At 54.5% G+C, this 19,047-nt stretch carries 17 protein-coding genes and 2 tRNA genes; 8 read left to right on the forward strand and 11 right to left on the reverse strand.

What is annotated here, in order from left to right; translation table 11 throughout:
- Positions 1–27: 27 nt before the first annotated feature.
- The 4 genes from CHB83_RS14745 to coaE all read left to right on the forward strand — a co-directional run bounded on the left by CHB83_RS14745 (position 28) and on the right by coaE (position 2,679).
- Positions 28–546: a DUF1573 domain-containing protein gene (locus tag CHB83_RS14745; RefSeq protein WP_045687014.1), complete on the forward strand. Its 519-nt coding sequence runs from the start codon at positions 28–30 to the stop codon at positions 544–546.
- Positions 547–669: 123 nt separating this feature from the next.
- The gene (gene yajC, locus CHB83_RS14750) at positions 670–996 is read left to right on the forward strand and encodes a preprotein translocase subunit YajC (protein ID WP_045687029.1); all 327 of its coding nucleotides are present in this window, start codon (positions 670–672) and stop codon (positions 994–996) included.
- 13 nt (positions 997–1,009) lie between these two features.
- Positions 1,010–1,981 (forward strand): YbbR-like domain-containing protein, encoded by a 972-nt coding sequence (locus CHB83_RS14755; RefSeq protein ID WP_052694899.1) that lies wholly within the window; start codon positions 1,010–1,012, stop codon positions 1,979–1,981.
- Between the two features lie 77 nt (positions 1,982–2,058).
- Positions 2,059–2,679: a dephospho-CoA kinase gene (gene coaE / locus CHB83_RS14760; protein WP_089333181.1), complete on the forward strand. Its 621-nt coding sequence runs from the start codon at positions 2,059–2,061 to the stop codon at positions 2,677–2,679.
- Here coaE and CHB83_RS14765 read toward each other — a convergent pair.
- The 3 genes from CHB83_RS14765 to CHB83_RS14775 form a co-directional block, all read right to left on the reverse strand.
- The gene (locus CHB83_RS14765) at positions 2,669–3,841 is read right to left on the reverse strand and encodes a GNAT family N-acetyltransferase (protein WP_089333182.1); all 1,173 of its coding nucleotides are present in this window, start codon (positions 3,839–3,841) and stop codon (positions 2,669–2,671) included. The two genes, coaE and CHB83_RS14765, sit on opposite strands and share 11 nt — an antisense overlap.
- A 69-nt stretch (positions 3,842–3,910) precedes the next feature.
- Positions 3,911–5,527 carry a glycosyltransferase family 39 protein gene (locus CHB83_RS14770; RefSeq protein WP_089333183.1) on the reverse strand — a complete coding sequence of 539 codons (1,617 nt, stop codon included), beginning with the start codon at positions 5,525–5,527 and terminating at the stop codon, positions 3,911–3,913.
- 8 nt (positions 5,528–5,535) lie between these two features.
- Positions 5,536–7,143 (reverse strand): ArnT family glycosyltransferase, encoded by a 1,608-nt coding sequence (locus tag CHB83_RS14775; RefSeq protein WP_143437141.1) that lies wholly within the window; start codon positions 7,141–7,143, stop codon positions 5,536–5,538.
- Positions 7,144–7,358: 215 nt separating this feature from the next.
- Between CHB83_RS14775 and CHB83_RS14780 the strand changes: the two genes are divergently transcribed.
- A complete protein-coding gene (locus CHB83_RS14780; protein WP_089333185.1) occupies positions 7,359–8,579 on the forward strand; it encodes a hypothetical protein in 1,221 nt (406 codons plus the stop codon).
- Between the two features lie 257 nt (positions 8,580–8,836).
- Here CHB83_RS14780 and CHB83_RS14785 read toward each other — a convergent pair.
- Positions 8,837–8,914, reverse strand: a tRNA-Val gene (locus CHB83_RS14785).
- A 24-nt stretch (positions 8,915–8,938) separates the two neighbouring features.
- Positions 8,939–9,013 (reverse strand) — tRNA-Val (locus tag CHB83_RS14790).
- A gap of 295 nt (positions 9,014–9,308) precedes the next feature.
- On the opposite strand from CHB83_RS14790, the gene CHB83_RS14795 reads away from it, so the two are divergent.
- On the forward strand, positions 9,309–10,190 hold the full coding sequence (locus CHB83_RS14795; protein ID WP_045687020.1) for a TerB family tellurite resistance protein: 882 nt from the start codon (positions 9,309–9,311) through the stop codon (positions 10,188–10,190).
- Between the two features lie 111 nt (positions 10,191–10,301).
- Here CHB83_RS14795 and CHB83_RS14800 read toward each other — a convergent pair whose 3' ends face one another.
- Both CHB83_RS14800 and CHB83_RS14805 read right to left on the reverse strand, forming a co-directional pair.
- The gene (locus CHB83_RS14800; RefSeq protein ID WP_089333186.1) at positions 10,302–11,447 is read right to left on the reverse strand and encodes a mechanosensitive ion channel family protein; all 1,146 of its coding nucleotides are present in this window, start codon (positions 11,445–11,447) and stop codon (positions 10,302–10,304) included.
- Positions 11,448–11,551: 104 nt separating this feature from the next.
- Positions 11,552–12,781 (reverse strand): Glu/Leu/Phe/Val dehydrogenase dimerization domain-containing protein, encoded by a 1,230-nt coding sequence (locus tag CHB83_RS14805; RefSeq protein ID WP_089333187.1) that lies wholly within the window; start codon positions 12,779–12,781, stop codon positions 11,552–11,554.
- 236 nt (positions 12,782–13,017) lie between these two features.
- Here CHB83_RS14805 and CHB83_RS14810 point away from each other — a divergent pair, with 236 nt between their 5' ends.
- Positions 13,018–13,326, forward strand: a complete 309-nt coding sequence (locus tag CHB83_RS14810; protein WP_045687022.1) for an ArsR/SmtB family transcription factor — start codon at positions 13,018–13,020, stop codon at positions 13,324–13,326.
- Between the two features lie 131 nt (positions 13,327–13,457).
- Here the strand turns inward: CHB83_RS14810 and hemA are convergent, their stop codons facing one another.
- Positions 13,458–14,729, reverse strand: a complete 1,272-nt coding sequence (gene hemA, locus CHB83_RS14815; RefSeq protein WP_089333188.1) for a glutamyl-tRNA reductase — start codon at positions 14,727–14,729, stop codon at positions 13,458–13,460.
- Positions 14,730–15,053: 324 nt separating this feature from the next.
- On the opposite strand from hemA, the gene CHB83_RS14820 reads away from it, so the two are divergent.
- Entirely contained in the window at positions 15,054–16,235 is a 1,182-nt protein-coding gene (locus CHB83_RS14820; protein WP_055562377.1) for an ATP-binding protein, read from the forward strand.
- Here the strand turns inward: CHB83_RS14820 and CHB83_RS14825 are convergent.
- The 3 genes from CHB83_RS14825 to CHB83_RS14835 all read right to left on the reverse strand — a co-directional run bounded on the left by CHB83_RS14825 (position 16,207) and on the right by CHB83_RS14835 (position 18,983).
- Entirely contained in the window at positions 16,207–17,346 is a 1,140-nt protein-coding gene (locus tag CHB83_RS14825; RefSeq protein ID WP_089333189.1) for a lipocalin family protein, read from the reverse strand. The genes CHB83_RS14820 and CHB83_RS14825 overlap by 29 nt on opposite strands.
- Before the next feature lie 44 nt (positions 17,347–17,390).
- Positions 17,391–18,170 (reverse strand): carboxypeptidase-like regulatory domain-containing protein, encoded by a 780-nt coding sequence (locus CHB83_RS14830; protein ID WP_089333190.1) that lies wholly within the window; start codon positions 18,168–18,170, stop codon positions 17,391–17,393.
- Positions 18,171–18,269: 99 nt separating this feature from the next.
- On the reverse strand, positions 18,270–18,983 hold the full coding sequence (locus CHB83_RS14835; RefSeq protein ID WP_143437142.1) for a peptidase associated/transthyretin-like domain-containing protein: 714 nt from the start codon (positions 18,981–18,983) through the stop codon (positions 18,270–18,272).
- Between the last annotated feature and the right edge of the window lie 64 nt (positions 18,984–19,047).

Consider the following 19,047-nt stretch of genomic DNA (forward strand, 5'->3'; position numbering starts at 1 on the left):
AGGTGTTTTAGCTTCTTTTCTTGCTCTATGAAACGCACTCTGTTTTCTGCTTTTCTGCTTTCCAGTGGCTTGTGGCTGGGCAGCTGCTCCAACGATAAGCCCGCCGAAGTAGGTACCGAAGGGATGAACGCCGCCGCAACGGAAGCGGCAGCTAATCCTGTGGTAGATAACCCTAACGTGACCAACGAAACGGAGGCCCCAAACCCGAATGCTCCTGTAATGACCTTTGCCGTGGCCGACCACGACTTTGGTGATATTCAGCCCGGCTCGGTTGTAAAGCACACGTTCGAGTTTACAAACACGGGTAAGTCGCCCTTGCTGATCGAAAATGCTACGGCCTCTTGCGGCTGCACTACCCCCAACTGGACCAAAGAGCCCATTGCTCCCGGCGACAAAGGCAGCATTGATGTGCAGTTTGACTCCCACGGCAAAACCGGTATTCAGAACAAAGAAGTAGCAATCCGGGCGAATACCCAGCCTAACATCACCAAAGTGGTGATTAAGGCCAACGTGCTGTCAGACGGCCAGAACGGGCCCACCCGGTAAGTACTACCTAGTGTAGCGCCTGTGCGGCTGAGTTGGAGCGTTCAGTACGCAACCAGCTCGGCGGCACAGGCGTTTTCTTTCTTGTTGGCAGGCATTTCTGCTAGCTTCTTTCTACTTTACTCTATGCTTCTCTCTCTTCTGTTGCAGGCCACTACTTCAAGTGAAGGCCTCACGTCCCTGCTGTTTCCGGTTGGTATTGCCGTTATCGTGTACTTCTTCATGATCCGGCCCCAACAAAAGCGCGCCTCTGATGCAAAGAAGTTTCGGGCGGGTTTGGTGAAAGGTTCTTCGGTGGTAACCATAGGAGGCTTGCACGGCAAAGTGGTTGACCTAACGGAAGAAACAGTAACAGTAGAGGTAGACAAAGGTGTGCGCCTACGCTTCGAGCGCTCAGCCATTGCTCGGGAAGTAACGGGTAAATCCTCACCGGCTACTACTTCGTTGGCCTAAGTACTCGCCTATTATGCCTACCACCCGTCCTATCCGTTGGCTGCGCTGGTTTTCTGTTCCGTTCTTCGGGCAGGAGCGCAACTACTGGCGGGCGGTATTGGCGTGTTTTCTGGCGGCTAGCACTTTCTGGCTACTCAACTCCCTTAACAAGACGTATACCACGCGCATCACCTATCCGCTGGTCTGGCGCTACAATGCTAGCCAGTACATAGCAGTGCAGCCCTTACCTACTGAAGTAGCCGTGAACGTAACGGGCCGAGGCTGGAAGTTGCTGCGCCGCAACCTGGGCCTAGATGTGCGGCCTGCGGAATTGACGCTGCATGCGCTGCCCGCTACGCGCTACGTAACGGCGCGCAGCCTACGCCCTGCTTTGCAGCAGGCCATGGAAGGGCTGCAGTTCAACTACCTGCTCACCGACACACTGTGGGTTGAATTCGACAAGCTGGTGAGTCGGCGTCTGCCACTGGCGCTCAGCCCTGCGGCCGATGGCTCGGCGCTGCCGTATGCAGCCAGCTTCACGCCCGCTACAATTGTATTTCGAGGACCCGCTAGTAAGATCAATGCGCTGCCCAACCCCTACCTGGTGCACCTGCCCCAGGCACCGGCTGGTAGTACTACGGGTGATATTCGGGTGCCTATTGGTGGGCCCGAGCTTGTAGACCCCAACGTGCAGGATGTACGCGTGCGGTTACAGCAACGCCCCCTCGTGACGGTTCTAATGGAAGTGTTGCCCGAGTTGATGGATGCTCCTGTGGGCCGAACCTACCGCTTGTCGCCGGCTAGGGTGCGCGTGCGGCTGCAGTGCTTTCCTGAAGATACTGCCCACCTTAATCCGGCCGACATCCATGTGCAGTTGCACTATGGTCAGTTCATCAACTCCGATTCTACTCTACGGCCCTTCCTGGCCGACCGCCCTGATGCAGCTCGTGGTGGCCGTGTTATTACGCGCGGTGTGCGAGTAACTGTGGAAACAGGAAAGCTGTAGAGCGGGCAGCATTACTCTCACTTTTAGCCCCAACCGGCTACAGCACCTTCACGACTTTCGCCCTGCACAATTGCGTTATGCTGAAAATAGGAATTACTGGAGGTATTGGAACAGGAAAAAGCGTGGTATGTAAGCTGTTCCAAGTGCTAGGTACACCCGTTTACGATTCTGACAGCCGGGCGAAATGGGTGATGATCAACGATATAGTGCTACGGGATGAGTTGCGGGCTGCCTTCGGACCTGATACGTTTGACACTCTAGGTCAGCTCAACCGTACCTATCTCGCTAAGGTTGCCTTCTCCGACCCTCAACAAGTAGCGCGCCTGAATGCGCTAGTGCACCCCCGGGTAGGCGCCGACTTTGAACAGTGGACCATCGAACGCCAGGCGGAAGGCCACCGCTATATCCTGAAGGAAGCGGCACTCTTGTACGAGTCGGGAGCCTATCGGCAGCTCGACCGGATTATTACCGTGTTTGCCCCCTTGGCACTTCGCCAAACCCGCATCCAACGCCGCGACCCACACCGTACTACCGATGATATTCAAAACATCATTGGTAAGCAGATGAGCGAGGAGGAAAAGATCCAACGAGCTGACTACATGGTGTATAACGATAATGAGCACTTGCTCATTCCTCAGGCGCTGAAGCTGCACGCCGAGTTTGACGCCCTCGCGCAGCAGAGTGTATCTAACGGATGATGGGGCTTCGCTCGAATGGTCGGGTACGGTCGAAAAGGAAGCGGTACGTAACGTGCGTTTTGTAGATGCGGGCGCCGATAGAGCGGGTAAGTGCCAGCATCCGCGGATTGAAGTCGCCTATCCAGTTCATCTCAATGTCGGTGTAGCCGGCCCGCATGAACTCGGCCCGAGCGTGTACCATCAACGCCGACTCAATGCCCTTGCCCTGCCACTCCGGCACTACCCCGAAGATGACACCAAAGAGCTTTTTATCGGGGCGCTGCATGTACTTACGCTTCTCCCAGAGGAAGCGTAGCTTGCCCCAAAGGTTGAAGTTGCGGCCCACATGCTTGAAAATCTGGTTGAGCTCAGGTAAGCTCACGAAGAAGGCAATAGGCTCGTCGTTGTGGTAGGCAAACCACAGCAGCCGCTCATCCAGCACTGGCTTCATTTCCCGCACAAGTTCCCGCGCTTTCTCCAAGGGCATAGGGTTGACGCCGCTGTGGTTGGCCCAGGCTAGGTTATAAACGTGGTGGAAATCTCGTGCCAGCTTCTCGGCATCGCGCTTGCTGCCGTGCTGAAACCGGAAGGTAGGATACTGCTGAGCGTAGGTGTCGAAGGCCCGACTGAAGGTAGGGTGCAAATGCACGGCTACCTCGCGGTAGCAAGTATACTGCTTGAAGAACACCTGAAAACCATAGGTTTCAAATAGCTGCTGGTAGTACGGTGGATGGTAGAACATGCCGTAGTTGGGCTCAGTGAAGCCTGCTACCAGCAAGCCCCAAAACCGGTCTCGCTCGCCAAAGTTAATGGGGCCATCCATGGCGGCTAGTCCGCGCTGGCTGAGCCACTGTTGGGCTGCATCAAAGAGCTGGTTGGCGGCCGCCTGATTGTCGATGCACTCAAAAAAACCCAGGCCACCCACGGGTAAAGTAGGGTCGGTTTGCGGAGTTTCGTGGTTGATGAAGGCCGCTACGCGCCCGACAACCTCACCGGCCGGGTTAGTCAGCACCCAGCGGATAGCCTCGCCGTGGGCAAAGTTGTGATTACGCTTGGGGTCGAAGACAGACTCTATTTCATGATCAAGCGGCGAAATCCAATTTGGGTGGTTGCGGTAGATACGCGCCGGCAAGTCGAGAAACTGACGACGGTGCTCAGGGGTGGTGACTTCAACTAAAGGCATACGAAAGAAAAATCGGGGCAAAGCGAACTTGCTCCGGCAAAGAAAAGCGTTTCAGAGCCTGATAACAGCTTAGCGGCTCGGCTGGCGGAAAATCGACAGAACTTTTATGCCTTCTGTATGTAAAGTGTGGATTTCGGTGCCCATACTGTCAGCATATGTCTGTGGGTGCCAGCGGTAGGCAGTTATAAAATAATCTGCCTCAGCAAGAGGAACATACCGGATTCGTTGTCGTTGTTCGGGCCGAAGGATAAGCGTATTGTTGTACAGCGGGTTGTACCACGGCCAACGCACGTACACCCGAATAGGCCCCGTCGGTTGGTGCTGAAGCATCCATTCGATTCCGTGCCGAAATGTAAGCCCCCAATAGTCGCGCTCGAATAAGCGCTCAGCAGTTGGCGCGCTAATACAGCTAAAGTAAAGGTTTTGATAGGGATGCAGGCGCACCATGCGCACCGCCGTGTGAACTGTCTCAAGTCCGGCCAGCAAGGCGAGAATAATCGTTACTCGCCGCCCGCTGCTGGACTGCCGCGCTATAGCCGCCAGACCCACTGCACCGCGAACGGCAAGCAGCACCAAAGCTGGGTACACAAAATAAAGGTGACGCCACGAATCGTATAGTGCCGAGTGCAAGGCAATCACCAGCAGCAGCGGACCTAATAGCCACCCAACTAGTAGTGAATCAAGCTGGAACCCACGCTCTTGGAGCGCTAGCCAACCACGGCGTATAAAGTGTATAGCTACTGTTACCAGGCCACCCAGGGCTGCTACTACATACGGCAGAGGTGTCGTTACAAGTATCCAAACAGGGCCATAGTGCCACGGTATATCAGCTACTTTATGGAAATGGCCCAGGTAGAAATTCGTGAAAGACCACGGATAGTGGCTGAGGTTACGGAAAGCAGCCACGAAATGCCCCAGCGGATTCTCCCATAAGTAGGGCCAGCCAACTACGGTCATTACCATGGCGGCGACAAGGCAGCAACCTAGTAAGCGTAGCTGGTGCCCACGCTGAGGCGCATCATCTAGCAGCACAAGTACGACAGTAAAGGGAACAAGAATGCTTCCTAAAATCCGGGCATCAATGGCTAATCCAATGGCTAGGCCATGTAGCACTGCCCGTTGCCAGGTAGGTCGTTCCGTGAGTCGTACCAGCGTAGCCATGGCCAAGGTAAAAACGCCCAGAAACATGATGTCTTTTCCATTGAAGAAGGCTTCAGCAAATAGGCGCGGCGAAAGCACTAACAGCAATGCGGCCAGTAGCCCCAAGCGCCAGTCACGGAAGCGGACCCGCCCGATATAGTATACTCCCCAAACTCCCAGCAGAAATGTGCCAAAGATGCACAAGTGCCGCATGTAGTAATAAGCTTGCGGGTTATGCCGCGTGAACACGTAGCTAAGCACTGCTACGGGAATTTCGAAAATAACTCCGTGGTCGTTGTCGCGGTAGCCCTGCAACGGCGGGATTAATTGAGTGGTAGGTTCCTGCGCCACCTTTTCAGGTGCCACAAGTCCAACGATGTATTTCACATTGACCAAACCATTGAGGTGGTCTGTAGGCTCATCCCAGGAAACACCATAGTCTCGGTGCAGAAGTACGCCTAGCAGGGCTAAGAGTCCGAAGAAAGCACCAACTATCTGGCGCCGGTACGTCGTAGATTCAGCACGCAGCAAATCGGGTAATGGCATAAATAGCTTTAGCGAAGCCGAAAAATTGACAAGATAGGCAGCCCATTTACGCGCTGTTCAAACACCGCCGGACCGTAAGAATTTGGATACGCCTCTGGGTGCCAGCGGTAAGTGCCAAGGAAGTAGAGGGCTTGGTTGGGCGGCACCATACGCACCCTAGCTCGCTGAGGAGGTGAGAGTAGTAGTAGCGCATTATGGAGCGCTAACCGAGTGCGCGCATCAGTGCCTATTGGCACGGTAGAGGCGGTATCGTGGGCTAGAATCCACTCCAGTCCTCTACGACCCGAAAGCGCCCAATAATCGCGTTCAAACAGCATTCCTGTAGTGGCAACAGGGGGAATGCTGAAGTACACGTTTTGGTACGGATGATCTAGTGCCATGCGTACCACGGTATGTGCTAAACATACTCCCAACACCACAGTACCCACCCAGCCTGTTGTCTTCTTGAGAGGTGCACTGTGAAGATGATGCCACGCTTGCCACAATGCCTGCAAACCACGCACGGCCAGTAAAAGAAAAGCTGGGTAAATGAAATACAGGTGTCGCCACCCGTCATAGAGTACTGAGTGGAATACGATTACAGCCAACACTGGACCGATAAACCAGGCCAGCAGTAGCAGGTCTGCTCGCCCCATAGGTGACGCTAACCAGTGCAATGGCCGCAACGCTGCTCGCACAACTACTCCTATTCCCACAGCAAACAACCCCGAATACAGTAGGGGCGTAGTGACGAAAATCCAAATGGGTGCGTAGTGCCAGGGCAACGCCTGCACAGAAACATCTTGCCCCAAATAGTGGGTTAGCATATCGGAACGGTAGCGGCTGAAACTTTGGAAGGCTTCTACAAAGTTCTCTACCGGGTTTTCCCACAAATAAGGCCAAGCTAGCACCACGCCCACAGCCGTCAGCGGTAAGTAGAGGGCAAATGAACCAATGAATCGTTGCCATTCATTACGCCTGAACATTAGTTCTAGTCCCGCAAAGCTTATCGTCATCGGCACTAAAAGAACTCCCATCGTTCGGTTGTCGATAGCAGCGGCGCAGGCTAATGCGTGTAGAGTAGCGCGTTGCCAAGTAGGCTGGCGTAGCCAACCCAGCATGGTGTAAATAGCCAGCGCGAAAAACCCCATAAATACGGGGTCCTTGTAATTGTAAAACGACTCTGCAAATAAGCGAGGTGAGAGAACTAGCAACCCCGCTACTACGAGCCCCCACTGCCAGCTGCCAAAACGCCAAGCTCCCAACCGATACACCACCCACGTGCCGGCTACGCAAGTCAGCCAAATAGTCAAATGCCGAAGAAAGTACACGTCGCGGGTGTCTTCCACCCGAGCTACTTTCTCCAAGAGCACCAATGGTAACTGATATAATACCCCGTGGTCGGTGTCTTGGCTCCCATGCAAGTCGGGAATCTCGGCAAAGCTAGGCTGACGACGAGCTATTTCCGGCGCCAGCTTCATGGCTACATATTTGGCGTTGATAATGCCATTGAGACGATCTACTTGCTCATCCCAGCCTACGCCATAGTCCTGATATAATGCTACGCCTAGTAGGGCTAGCAACCCGAAAAACGCACCTACTGGCCAACGATGAGATAAAGTAGGAGTAACAGGCATAGTAAGTAATAGGCCCCTGCGAGTGGGGGCGAAAATCTGTGCAGATATGTGGCTCTTTTAGGTAAGAGCCATTTGCCGGACGGTGCTCAAGTGTACGAACCGTAAAACACGGCTAAATTCGGCAATTCATTTCCAACTCTACTCGTCTCCGCGTGCTGCGTACCATTCCTCGATTTGTTTGGCCTATAGCAGCGCTACTGTTATGCATACGGCTGGTGCTTAATCTACACCTCAACCCTGGCCTGGAGTGGAATTATGATGAGCGGCGTAACGGACGCATCGCCGACAATTACTTGGCGGGTCGTGGCTACGTCAGCACCGACCCAGAACGGCACATAGTGCGCCCCGATGCATTTCATGCCAGCTTTCCGGTGTTTGTATACATTGGCTGGGCACGGCTGGGCTTGCCAAAGCACTACCTCACGCTGCTTGTCTATGCGGCCGCGGCGGGTTGCTACCTCTTGGGCGGCCTGTATGTGCAACGTACGCTGTGGCACTTTGGCGTGAGCCACGGTTTGTCGTGGGTTGGGGCTGGGTTATGGGCCGTGTACCCATCGGTGGTTTACTACATTGGAGGCTTTTGGTGGTTCGAGAACCTGACGCTTCCTCTGCTCATTATGGTCATATACAAGCTCCTGCGCCTGTATGGGGGGCGTCCACTGTCCTGGCCTGATGCTTGGTTGCTAGTAGGTGCCGTCGTATTATCCTGCCTATTGCGCGGGTATTTACTGGCTGTATATGGGCTTGTATTCGGTGTGTTTGGGCTATTGATGTTATCCTGTGGGTCTCGTGCTACCCGACTAGCAATGGGCCTGAGTTTGGGCATCGCGCTGGCAGTAGGAATAGCGCACCTACCCATTTTTTTGAAGAATCACCAGCTATTTGGGGCGTGGACGCTTAGCAACCAAGCTGGTTTTGAACTGCTGCAAGGGCACAACTCCGTAACCCAGGGCCGCTTTATGTTCGACTGGGACGACCGTACCAAACCGTTCGACCAGTATTTACGGACCCATGTGCCCCAACTAGATGCGTTAGACCAGTACCAGGAAAGCCAAGCCCGCGCCCGTGTAGCCCGACAGTGGATAGCAACGCACCCTGCGCAAGAGGCACAGCTATGGTTGCGTAAAACGGCATTGTTCTTCTCACCCGAGAATTTCATTGCGGATGCCCCGCGCACGCCGTGGCACCCATTTACAGCCCTCGTGCACCTTGCTTTCTTTGTTGCGCTGGTACTCACCTTGGGGCAATACCAAGGTCTGCGCTTTGAGCGGCGCGATGCGCTACTGCTGACGCCTTTAATAGCTGCGTGGCTACTGAGCTTAATCTTCTTCGTAGGCTTCCGGTGGCGGTTCTTTGCGGAGCCTGCTCTACTGCTATTTCCCCTTATCACCGCCCAACGTTTTTGGCAGGGGCGTGTCCGCAGTGGGGCGCTATAGAATTCTTGCACCTCTTCAGCCCACCCCACAAATCCTTCTACAGTATCGGCGTACGGCTGTGATGTTCGGCAGTAGCCTGTCACAAAGGAATGTCAAGCCGCCGAGATGGGCAGGTGTAACAATCGTACTTGATCAGCGGGAGCAATCCACAGCTTGTAGTTATCCGGTGACGAGATAGGTGAAACACCAAGGAAATGTGATGCGCATGATCTGCCGCAAAAACAAAAAAGGACAGCCGTTGCCGACTGTCCTTAATCTGGTGGGAGATACTGGGTTCGAACCAGTGACCCTCTGCTTGTAAGGCAGATGCTCTGAACCAGCTGAGCTAATCTCCCGAGGGGTATGCGTACTCTAAAAAGTGGGAGATACTGGGTTCGAACCAGTGACCCTCTGCTTGTAAGGCAGATGCTCTGAACCAGCTGAGCTAATCTCCCATGGGCGTGTCCCGTTTGGGATGGCAAATATGGCAGGTCGTTTTTTCTTGCGCAACTCTTAACCTAAAGTTTAATTGGTTTTTTTTGAAAAAGGATGCCTGTAAAGCGTCAACTGGTTCATAGTCAGAAATTTTTGACCAATAAAAAAATTACAGTATTTATCGTGTGCTTGGCTGACTGCAGCGGCGTTTTGGGGTGAGGCTGGGGTTGATAGGAGTAAATCTCAACCTAATTAATGGCTTCGCGTTAAGATGCATCGATTCTTTCTCTTCCCTCCATCCCTCGCTTTACTATCATGGACGATAACCAACTTCTGCAAAATTACTCTGATCAGGAAAAAGCAGCTTACCTCAGCGTTATTGCCAGCCTAGCCTCTGCCGATCGGGAAGCTTCTGCTGCTGAAATAGAATTTCTACAGCAGTTGTCTCACCAGGCAGGCCTCTCGGGCGGTGCTACCCAGCAAGTGCTAGCTGCTGCCAAAGACGCTAACAATGAAAGCATTCGGCAGAACCTCGACGCTCTTCGCAATAGCGAACTGCGCTATTCGCTGGTTACGGACCTCATCAGCTTTGCGCGCGCCGATGGTGCCTACTCCAATACGGAGGAGGAAATGGTAAATAAAATTTCTAGCTACCTCGGTATTAGTCAAGAGCAAAAGCAAACCTTGGAGCAAGTAGTAGACCAAGCTGCTCAGGTACCCCACGATGCCAGCGACCCAGCGAAGCAAGGCTTCTTCAGCGGCGTTACCAATAAGCTTGAGAGTGCGGGCATCCCCAAGAGCGCCCTCATGGCCGGCTTGTTGGGTGTAGTAGCACCCATGGTAATATCCAAGGTGATGGGTGGCCGTAGCAGCCAAGGTGGTATGGGCGGCGGCCTAATGGGTGGCTCGATGGGTGGCCTATTGGGTGGCGCAGCCCAAGGCGGTATGGGTAGCTTACTTGGTGGCCTACTCGGCGGCGGTTTGCTTAGCGGTATGATGGGTGGCGGCCAGCAGGCTGGCTACGGCAACTACCCGCAGCAAGGGTCGCACGTAGGTGGGGGTGGCCTAGGCTCCCTCATGTCGATTCTAGGTGGCCTTGGTGGTCAGCCTAACTCACAGCCTCGTAGCGCTGGCGGCGGCGGCTTGATGGGCGGCGGCATGGGTAGCCTGCTAGGCGGCCTATTTGGTGGCCGCTAAGCGGTTACCACAGGGTAATGTATATAGAAGAGGCTTGCCTAATGTGGCAAGCCTCTTTTTTTATGACCCCATGACAATGCCGTAGTCAAGTGCCTTAGATAGGCTACTCAGCTATACCACTGGCGTATTGGTAGGGTTAAGGCCATCAAAGCGGCCACCACCTGCTAGTTGAACTACGGTAGTACCAGTACTGGCAAAACCTCCGCCAGCCGCTTCCACTACTTCTACCAGCCGGTAGTTTAGCTCCTCTTTCACAGCTAAGTATTCATCATAGTTGGTCGTTTCTACGAAGTACTGCACAGTAATTTCCTTGGCAGCAGGGGTAAGAGCAGAAAATTGAATCTGTACTTCCTTTGTAACCAATGGATTATCCTCAATGGCGTGCTTACCCTTTTCTACAATTTGGTGCAGCTGCTGGCTGGAAGTAGCATGACTAAGGGCCAGGGTAAAGTTTACGCGCCGAGCAGTACGCAGGGAAAGGTTGTCCAACGGCTTGTCAATCATAGACTTATTGGGTACGGTTACGTAGCTTTTCTCAGCGGTGCGTAACCGAGTGCTACGAAACCCTACCTTCTCTACGGTACCCGTTACAGCTCCTACTTCTACCAAGTCGCCCACGGCAAAGGGCCGGTCGAGGAAGATGGTAAAGGAGGCAATCAGGTTCTCCAAGCTTTCCTTAGCAGCAAAGGCCACGGCCAAACCACCAATGCCCAAGCCCCCAATCAGGGCCGTCACATTCACCCCAAACACCTTGCTGAGCAGTACTAGGAAAGCCATGGTCATTACCAGTACTTTCAATAAATCCTTAGCAAAGGGAATCAACTGGTCGTTTAGGCGGGATGTGTGCGTTTCGGCGCGGCGCCGAAACACCAGCACCATAAAATCTACCACCCGCAAGGCAATCCAGGCTACTCCCGTAATGATGGCTACTTGGTACAGCCGGAACAAGGCTACTTGCGGCCACGGCTCGTGCTTCGTGATTTCAGAACTGCGCACCGGGTAGTCTAGCACTTGAAAGGCTAGGTAGATGGTCACGAAAAAGACTACAATGGATACGGGCTGAATCAGGAGGGCCTGAAACTGCTCTTCACTAACGCCTTCGGCCCGCTTGCGAATAAAGCGAAATACCAGCTTGGAAAGCAGCCTAGAGAGCAGGGTCTTGAATAGGTAACCAAACAGCAGCAGAACGAGGCACGTTAGGTAGGCGCCTACATTATTACCAAGAAAACGGTAGTGCAGAATTTCCTGAAGGGACATGAAAAAGTACGCTTAGGCTTACAGGATAAAAGGTGGGATGACGCCCTGGCAGTCTGGCTGCCGGGCATCATCCCAGGGTACGGCCTCAAATACTATACCTGCGATTATACAAGCTGCCGCAGCGCCATCTCAAACGACTTCTGCGCAATACCCGTGAGGGAGTCGCTTTGCTGGCGAGTACGGGCCAGGGCTGCTTGAATAACCCGAGAAGTGTCTTGAAAAATAGCCTGGTCAGTAATTTCGGCGTCGGCTTCCATTAAGTAGGCAAACACGCGGGCCATGCCGCAGTTGGCAATGAAGTCGGGAATGACGCTTACGTGGTCGTCGGCAAACTCGCCGGTAGGACCGAAAAAGATTTCCGGGTCTTGGAAGGGAACGTTGGCTCCGCAGCTTATAACTTCTAGCCCACCGGCTACCAGCTGCTCTACCTGCTGGCGCGATACCAGGCGCGAGGCTGCTGCGGGAATGAAAATTTCGGCGCCGCTACTCCAAATGCGTTGGTTTACTTCTTCAAACGGTAGCACGTCAGCGGCAGTCAGGGCGTTGCCCTCGCGCTGTAGAAACAGCGTCCGGATTTCCTCCAGCGAGAAGCCCTCTTCCCGAATGAGGCCGCCGGCCCGGTCGATGATACCCGTGATGCGGGCGCCCTGGCTGGCAAGGTAGTAAGCGGCGGCCGCTCCTACGTTGCCCCAACCCTGGATAATGGCGCGCTTACCTAATACGGAGCGAGTGCCCCACAACTCGTAGTAGTGACGTACTGCCTCGGCTACCCCATATCCCGTGATAAGGTCTGCAATGGTGTACTTGCGGCCGAGGCTCGGCGAGAAGGTAGCGTCTTCGAGCACCTTCACTACTCCTTGGCGTAGCTGGCCCAACTTCTGAATCTTCTGGGGCTCGGTGGCACGGTAGTGGCCGTTTACGATGCCTTCCTGCGGGTGCCACAGGCCGTACTCCTCCGTAATCGGAATTACGTCGTGAATCTCGTCCACGTTCAGGTCGCCGCCGGTACCGTAATAGTTCTTCAGCAGCGGAATGACAGCTCGGTACCACCGTTCTAACACGCCACGCTTGCGCGGGTCCTGCGGGTCGAAGTTGATGCCCGATTTGGCGCCTCCAATAGCCGGGCCCGAAACGGTGAACTTCACTTCCATGGTTTTAGCCAAGCTCTCTACTTCGCGCTTGTCAAGGCCTTTACGCATGCGAGTACCCCCGCCGGCCGCTCCGCCCCGCAGGGAGTTAATCACTACCCAGCCCTCTGCCTCGGTTTCCGCATCTTTCCATTCAAATACAATTTCGGGGCGCTTAGTCTCAAAGGTAGCTAGTAGGTCTTTCATCAAGTAAAAAGTGGGGTGGGTGGAATACTACGCCCCAAAGGTAAGCACCTCGTCGGGCAAGCCCGGCGGTGTAGATATAGCATTGCAACAAGCGAATGGAATCGGGTACAATTTTTTGGTTTTTGTAAATTTTTTTGAGACCTGGTACGTTGAAAGGAACTTACCAACTGCGGAATATCGTATTACGCATATTCCTGCATAACCACTCTTTTGCAACCACCGTTGTAGCCCTCCATATGAAACCATTGCTTGCACGCGTAGAATCCAAAAAGGTAGATAAGGCTGCCGCCATGCTTAAGGTACTGGCGCACCCAAAACGACTGGCTATTGTTGACTTGCTGGGCAAGGAGGAAAAGATGACCGTAACGGAAATCTACCGCTCCCTGGATTTGCCACAGGCCATTGCCTCGCAGCACCTGATTACCCTGAAAGACCGCGGCATTTTGTCGTCGTTTAAAGTCGGGACCAAAATCTACTACTCTCTTTCTATTCCCAAATTGCTCGACGTAATCGACTCGCTGGAGGATTGCTGCGACACTCTATAGAAAGTAGCCCCCTCGCCCTGTAGGGTATGCGGTGCGTTACCAGCTAGTACTAACTAGCACGGCCCGCCTGATGCAGATCAGGCGGGCCGTGGTATGTAAGGGCGGCTCATAGAACCGAGAGTAGCAGTGTACTATACGGCGTTGGGTTGGCGCTCTAGGTCAAAGAGGTCGGTAAGCACGTCGATGAGTTGATCAGCTTCACCCCGCTTGCAGGCGGCTTTTAGTTGAATGACCGGCTGCTTTAGAACCTTCTGCATCAACGACTTCGTGATTTCGTCGACGCGGCGGGCTTCCTCGGGGCTCATCTTCTTCTGGAAGCGGTCCATTTCTTCGAGGCGAAGCTGCTCCAGCACATTCTTAAGCTTCTGGATGGTCGGCGACACCATCATCTCCTTGGTCCAGTCTTGCAGCCCCACGAGGCTTTCCTCAATAATGGCCCGAACGTGAGGCACGGCAGCCAATCGGCGCTCCAAGGCGGCCGAGGCTTTGCTCTGAATGGCGTCGATGTTATAAACCAGTACGCCGGGTACGTTCTCCACCTCAGCAGCAATGCTACGCGGTACCGATAAGTCAATGAAAAACTTGTAGCTCAGCACGTCGAGGCGCTCTACCATGCTGGGCGTGAAGAACGGCTCGTGGTGAGCAATGCTGCTGATGATGACGTCGGCTTCTTTCAGCGCGGGCACCAAGTTTTCAAAGTCGATGACCTTGAGCCCGCACTCTGCTGCTAGCAAATCGGCCTTGCTGCGGGTACGGTTGCAGATGGTGACATCGGTGAACAGCTTGCTGTCGCCAAAGTGCCGACAAACATCGGCTCCAATCTCTCCGAGGCCTACTACTAGTACCCGGGGGTTGTTGGTGTCGGCGGTGAGTTCTTCAACTAGCTCTAGCGCGGCGTAAGACGTCGAGGCTGCCCCGTCGCGGAAGGACGTTTCCTGCTGCACCCGCTTGTTGGTGAAGAACACGGTGTGCAAGAGGCGGTGCAAGAAAGGACCCGCCGCATCTTCATCGGCCGACCACTGGTAGGCCTGCTTCACCTGATTGCTAATTTGCAGGTCGCCTACCACCTGGGCATCGAGGCCCATGGCTACCTCAAAGAGGTGGCGGACGGCGTCGAGGTGTTGGTCGAGAATATCAAAGTAGGGGTAGTACTCGCTTACGTCAGCTAAGCCTTTGAGCTGGCCGAGAGCAGCAATAATAGCTGGGCTCTGGTCGCGCTCTGCGGAGTAGTAGATTTCAGTACGGTTGCAAGTGCTGAGCACAAGCAGGTCGGTGAGGGCCAGCTCGTGGTGGAGTGTATGCAGGAAACGGCGACAAGCGGCCTCATCTAATGAAATCAACTCCCGAATTGCTAAGGGAGCTTTTTTAAAGGAGAGACTAACGGCCTTGAATGGATGGAGCATAGCTGGAGCTAGTGCGAAAATCAGGGGGCAAAAATACGCCACAAATCGATAGAGTAAAAACAGGTGAAGGCGCTTAGGGGTTCACGTAAAGTGAAAACAATGCTTCTAGCGCTCCGGTGGCCTTTTTATCTCTGCTGATACTGAAAAAAGTTGGTAATTAGATAAGAAAGCGCGTGGTGAGAAGCCCGCTAGCCAACATCAGGCCCCGTACCTTCGTTGATACGGCCCGGTTCCCTTTCACTACTCGGAAAGGCAGAATAGCAGGTAGCCGACCTCACCAGCCGCCGCACGTGCCCTTTGTTTTTATCCGTTTTTTGTTTGTCCGTGCTTCCGATATACGACCAGAAGTCCCGTATTAAGCTCGTCATTGTGGCCGGGGCCCTGCTAATTGCCGCGGCTACGGTTATTTATACCAATATCCTGGTGCAGCGCCTCTCCGAGCGGGAGCAGCAGCAAATTGACCTGTACGCCAAAACCCAGCGCTACATTATCAACACGGAGGAGGAGTCAGACAACTCCTTCCTGATGGATGAAATCATCAAGGCCAACACGACCATTCCGGTTATTTTCACCGACGCGGACGCCAACATCATCGACGCCAAGAACGTGAGCATACCCAAGGGGCTCTCGGAGCAGGCGGCCATTGCGTTTTTGCGCCGCGAAATAGCCGTTATGAAGCAGCAGCATCCGCCTATTGTGGTGGAAATAGGGGCGGGCCTGCGCAACTTCATTTACTACAAAGAATCGGCCTTGCTTACGCAGCTGCGCTACTATCCTCTGGTGCAGCTGGCCGTAATTGGGTGCTTGGCTATTATTGCCTACTTCACCTTTAGCTACTCACGCCGGGCCGAGCAAAACCGGGTATGGGTAGGGCTTGCTAAGGAAACAGCCCACCAATTAGGCACTCCGCTGAGCAGCTTGGTAGGGTGGCAAGCCTACCTGCGGGAATCGGAACGGTTTCGAGACGAGCCCATTGTGGAGGAACTGGGCAAGGACATCCGGCGGCTGGAAATTATTACGGAGCGCTTCTCTAACATCGGCTCGGTGCCCGTTCTTAAGGATGAGAACATCCTGCGCGTAACCCAAAACGCCATCAGCTACTTGCAGAGCCGGGTGTCGCGGAAGGTAACGTTTGAGGTGAAAACGGACCTGCCCACCGATACGCCCGCCCAAGTCAACATTCCGCTGTTCGATTGGGTAATTGAAAACATCTGCAAAAATGCCGTGGACGCCATGGATGGCCGGGGCAGCATTACCCTGCACCTGCGCCGCCCCATCCGCAATAAAAGCCAAATTGCCATCGACATCACCGATACCGGCAAGGGCATCCCAAAAAGTAAAATTGAGCGCGTCTTCCTACCCGGCTACACTACCAAGAAGCGTGGCTGGGGGCTGGGCTTGGCCTTGGCCAAGCGCATTATTGAGAATTACCACCGGGGCAAGCTCTTCGTGAAATGGAGCGAGGTAGGGCGGGGCACTACCTTCCGGGTGATTCTGAAGGGGTAGGCTGCTCTTTGGCCTTTACAACCTCGGCGGCTTGGCGAGCTTTCTTGGCTTCACGACGGTTGGTAATTTCCACATAGCTATTGCCCTTCACCGGTTGGCCATTGTGAGTGCCCTCAACCCGGCACATCCCTTCCCAATAGTGCATTTTGATGCCCGCAAACAGCTTGAGCGTCAGTTCTTGGTCTGCTACGAGTGGCGTGATGGTGAGGTCGTAGCCCTGGCTAGGAACCCGCAGACGCCACTTGCTTGGGTACTGAAGCTTAGAATGCGGGCTGGTCCAGTAGGCCAGCGTTTCTAGCTGAAAATCATCCTGATTGAGGTGCTTATTCTGGGCCTGGTTGCTGTAATGCGAGCCGCCGCCAATGCTCTGGCCGGTAGCTTTATTGTAGAGTTGGTAGGCCATAAGCTCCTCACGCGGCTCGTCTAGCTGAATGCTAAACCAGTCCCAACCCAGGTCTTTAGTGGTCACGCTATTGCAGTTCCACTGCCGGTCGTACCACAGCTCACCTTCCACCTGACGAGTTTTACCGCCGATTTCCAAGGTGCCATTGGCCGCCAAGCGCGGGTAGCTATAGTAGCCCGCTCTGGCGGTAGGGCCGTACTGCTCGTAGCCCGTGCCGCTGTGCAGGAGTACGGGCTTGGCGGGTGTGGTAGTGAGGTTGATGGCTTCTCCGGCGTGCAGAGCCATCCGGGCTTGCAAGTGGTAGCGCCCCTCCTGGCCCGTCAGGGTCCATTGCTCGGCCCGCTTCTGGGTGGTCAGGCTCAGGGGCAGGGTGGCCGGGAGCAAGCTGGGCAGTTGCTCTACCTTATAATCATAGCGGAACCGTTGGGCCTTAGGGTCTGTCAGGGCAAAGTTTACCATCTGCCAATCCTTCTTACCCGTGAGGTTGAAGTGAAAAAAGACGTACTCTACGCCGAACGTTTCGCCGGTCTCCTTATCGCGCAAATGGCCGGTGAAATACCACCATTCCAAGGAGTTCTGTTTATGAACTGCTTCTTCCTGCGGTAGCTGGGCCCGGTCACTCACGACATCGTACTTGTTGGTGGGCTTCAGGGCACAACCAGCGGTTGTAAGTAATAGAATTAGAAAGGCAAGGATGCTGTGCTTCATACCCCAGAATAATACTTTTCAGGGGCGAAAGGTTTGCCGGCTTACTAGTTTAGCTTCTGCTTTTGCCGGAAAGGCCGCGTAATTCGGTTCCACAACCCGCGGGGTGAGTACCAGGGTGTCGCGTAGCGCCCATCAATCAAGACTACCTCTCCCAGCATACGGGAACCGCTAGCTAATACAATCCTCTGGGTGGCTGTGTCTTGCGGATTTACTTGCAGGTACTGGCTTTCGTAGCCCACAGAGCTGATGTAGAGTAGTACGGATTTGCTCTGGCGAAACGTGGCGGGCAACACCAACTCAAACGTGCCATCATCATTGGTGCTAACGCCCACGGTAGTCTCCGCTATTGTTACTATCACTCCCGGTAATGGAACACGACCTACCGCTTCTAGCACCACGCCCCGCACTACTGGCGCTGGTGGTACGCCAGGCCCAGTGGTAGGCCGGGTAGCAACCAAACCCATCGTAACAGGGTAGGGGTGCTCCGTTAGCACGGGCTGGGGCAACTGCGCCTGCACTACCGGGGTAGCTAGGGTACCTATGCCTAGGAACGCTACCAAAGCCAACCAGCGCTTACGTCCTGCAGCGCAGGGCTCCGGCAACGGGGCTGTCAGCGCACGGTTTAGCTGCGAGCTATGAAACCGCCCGCAACTAGCCCCCGCCGACCGGCCCAAGTAAGCCACTATCTCCGCATCCGACATGGAGGTGAAGTCGATTACCACTTTCGTGCAAGCCGCGCAGTGGCGGCCTTGGGCGGTGGGCGTCATAGCCTGCCAGTTCTCCTGGCAAGGCTGTGGTATGGAGAGGCTAGGGCGGCGCAGCATTAGAACAGCACGTTAGGTTTGCTGATCTGATGCCGCACCAAGCCAGATTCCATAATCTGGTGATAAGTATTTGCTGACAATAGGCCCGCAGAGGATATACTACTCGGCCGCAGTAGACGTACGGGTAGTGAGCCTAGGTGGCGGTGGCGGCGGAATGTTAGGCGTAGAGAGTGATCTGATGGCAGGTGAGAAGCATTCCCCGGGCTCTAATCTTGGGCTGCCGAGTACGGCGGCTCTGTTGCGCAGCCGCACAACTGCCGACTCAGAATCGGTGGCCATGAAGTAGCGAGGGGTATAGAAGGTAAAGTCCTCGTTTACCTTGGTAGGGGAGGTTGCGGCTACTAGTGCAGTGCCACGCAGGGCCACAGGTAACGGAAGCTGAAAAGTGCCATCTGGGGCCGTGCGGGTGTGCCGCGTGGTATCTTGCTCACTAACAACTAGGGCATGTACCACCGGCATGCCAGATTCCTTATCTACTACAGTGCCCTTCACCACAAAGAAGTTGCCTACAACTGGTGCTACGGTGCTAGTGACTGGAAGGGAAATGGTTGGCTCTACCTCGCACGATGATAAGGCCGCCACCACTGCCGCCAACCATGAAGCCCAGTTGGGCAGCGGATTAACGTGCTCCGAGCGAAATCTGCCGCAAGCCCCAGGGTGTTGCTTCAAGTAGGCCACGGCTTCTGCCTCCGATAACCGCGTGAAATCAACCACCACTTTATTGCAGGCAGCGCAGTGACGCCCGCCCGGAGCAGGAGTCATATCCTGCCAAGTAGCAGGGCAGGGTGTGGGAATGGTGATACAAACAGACATGGCTGAAAGATAAGGCGGTAGCACTACATGGTGCAGCCGCCCAGCATTATTCTGTATCTTTTGC

It is taken from the genome of Hymenobacter mucosus (assembly GCF_900188255.1).
In the GTDB taxonomy this organism is placed as follows: domain Bacteria; phylum Bacteroidota; class Bacteroidia; order Cytophagales; family Hymenobacteraceae; genus Hymenobacter; species Hymenobacter mucosus.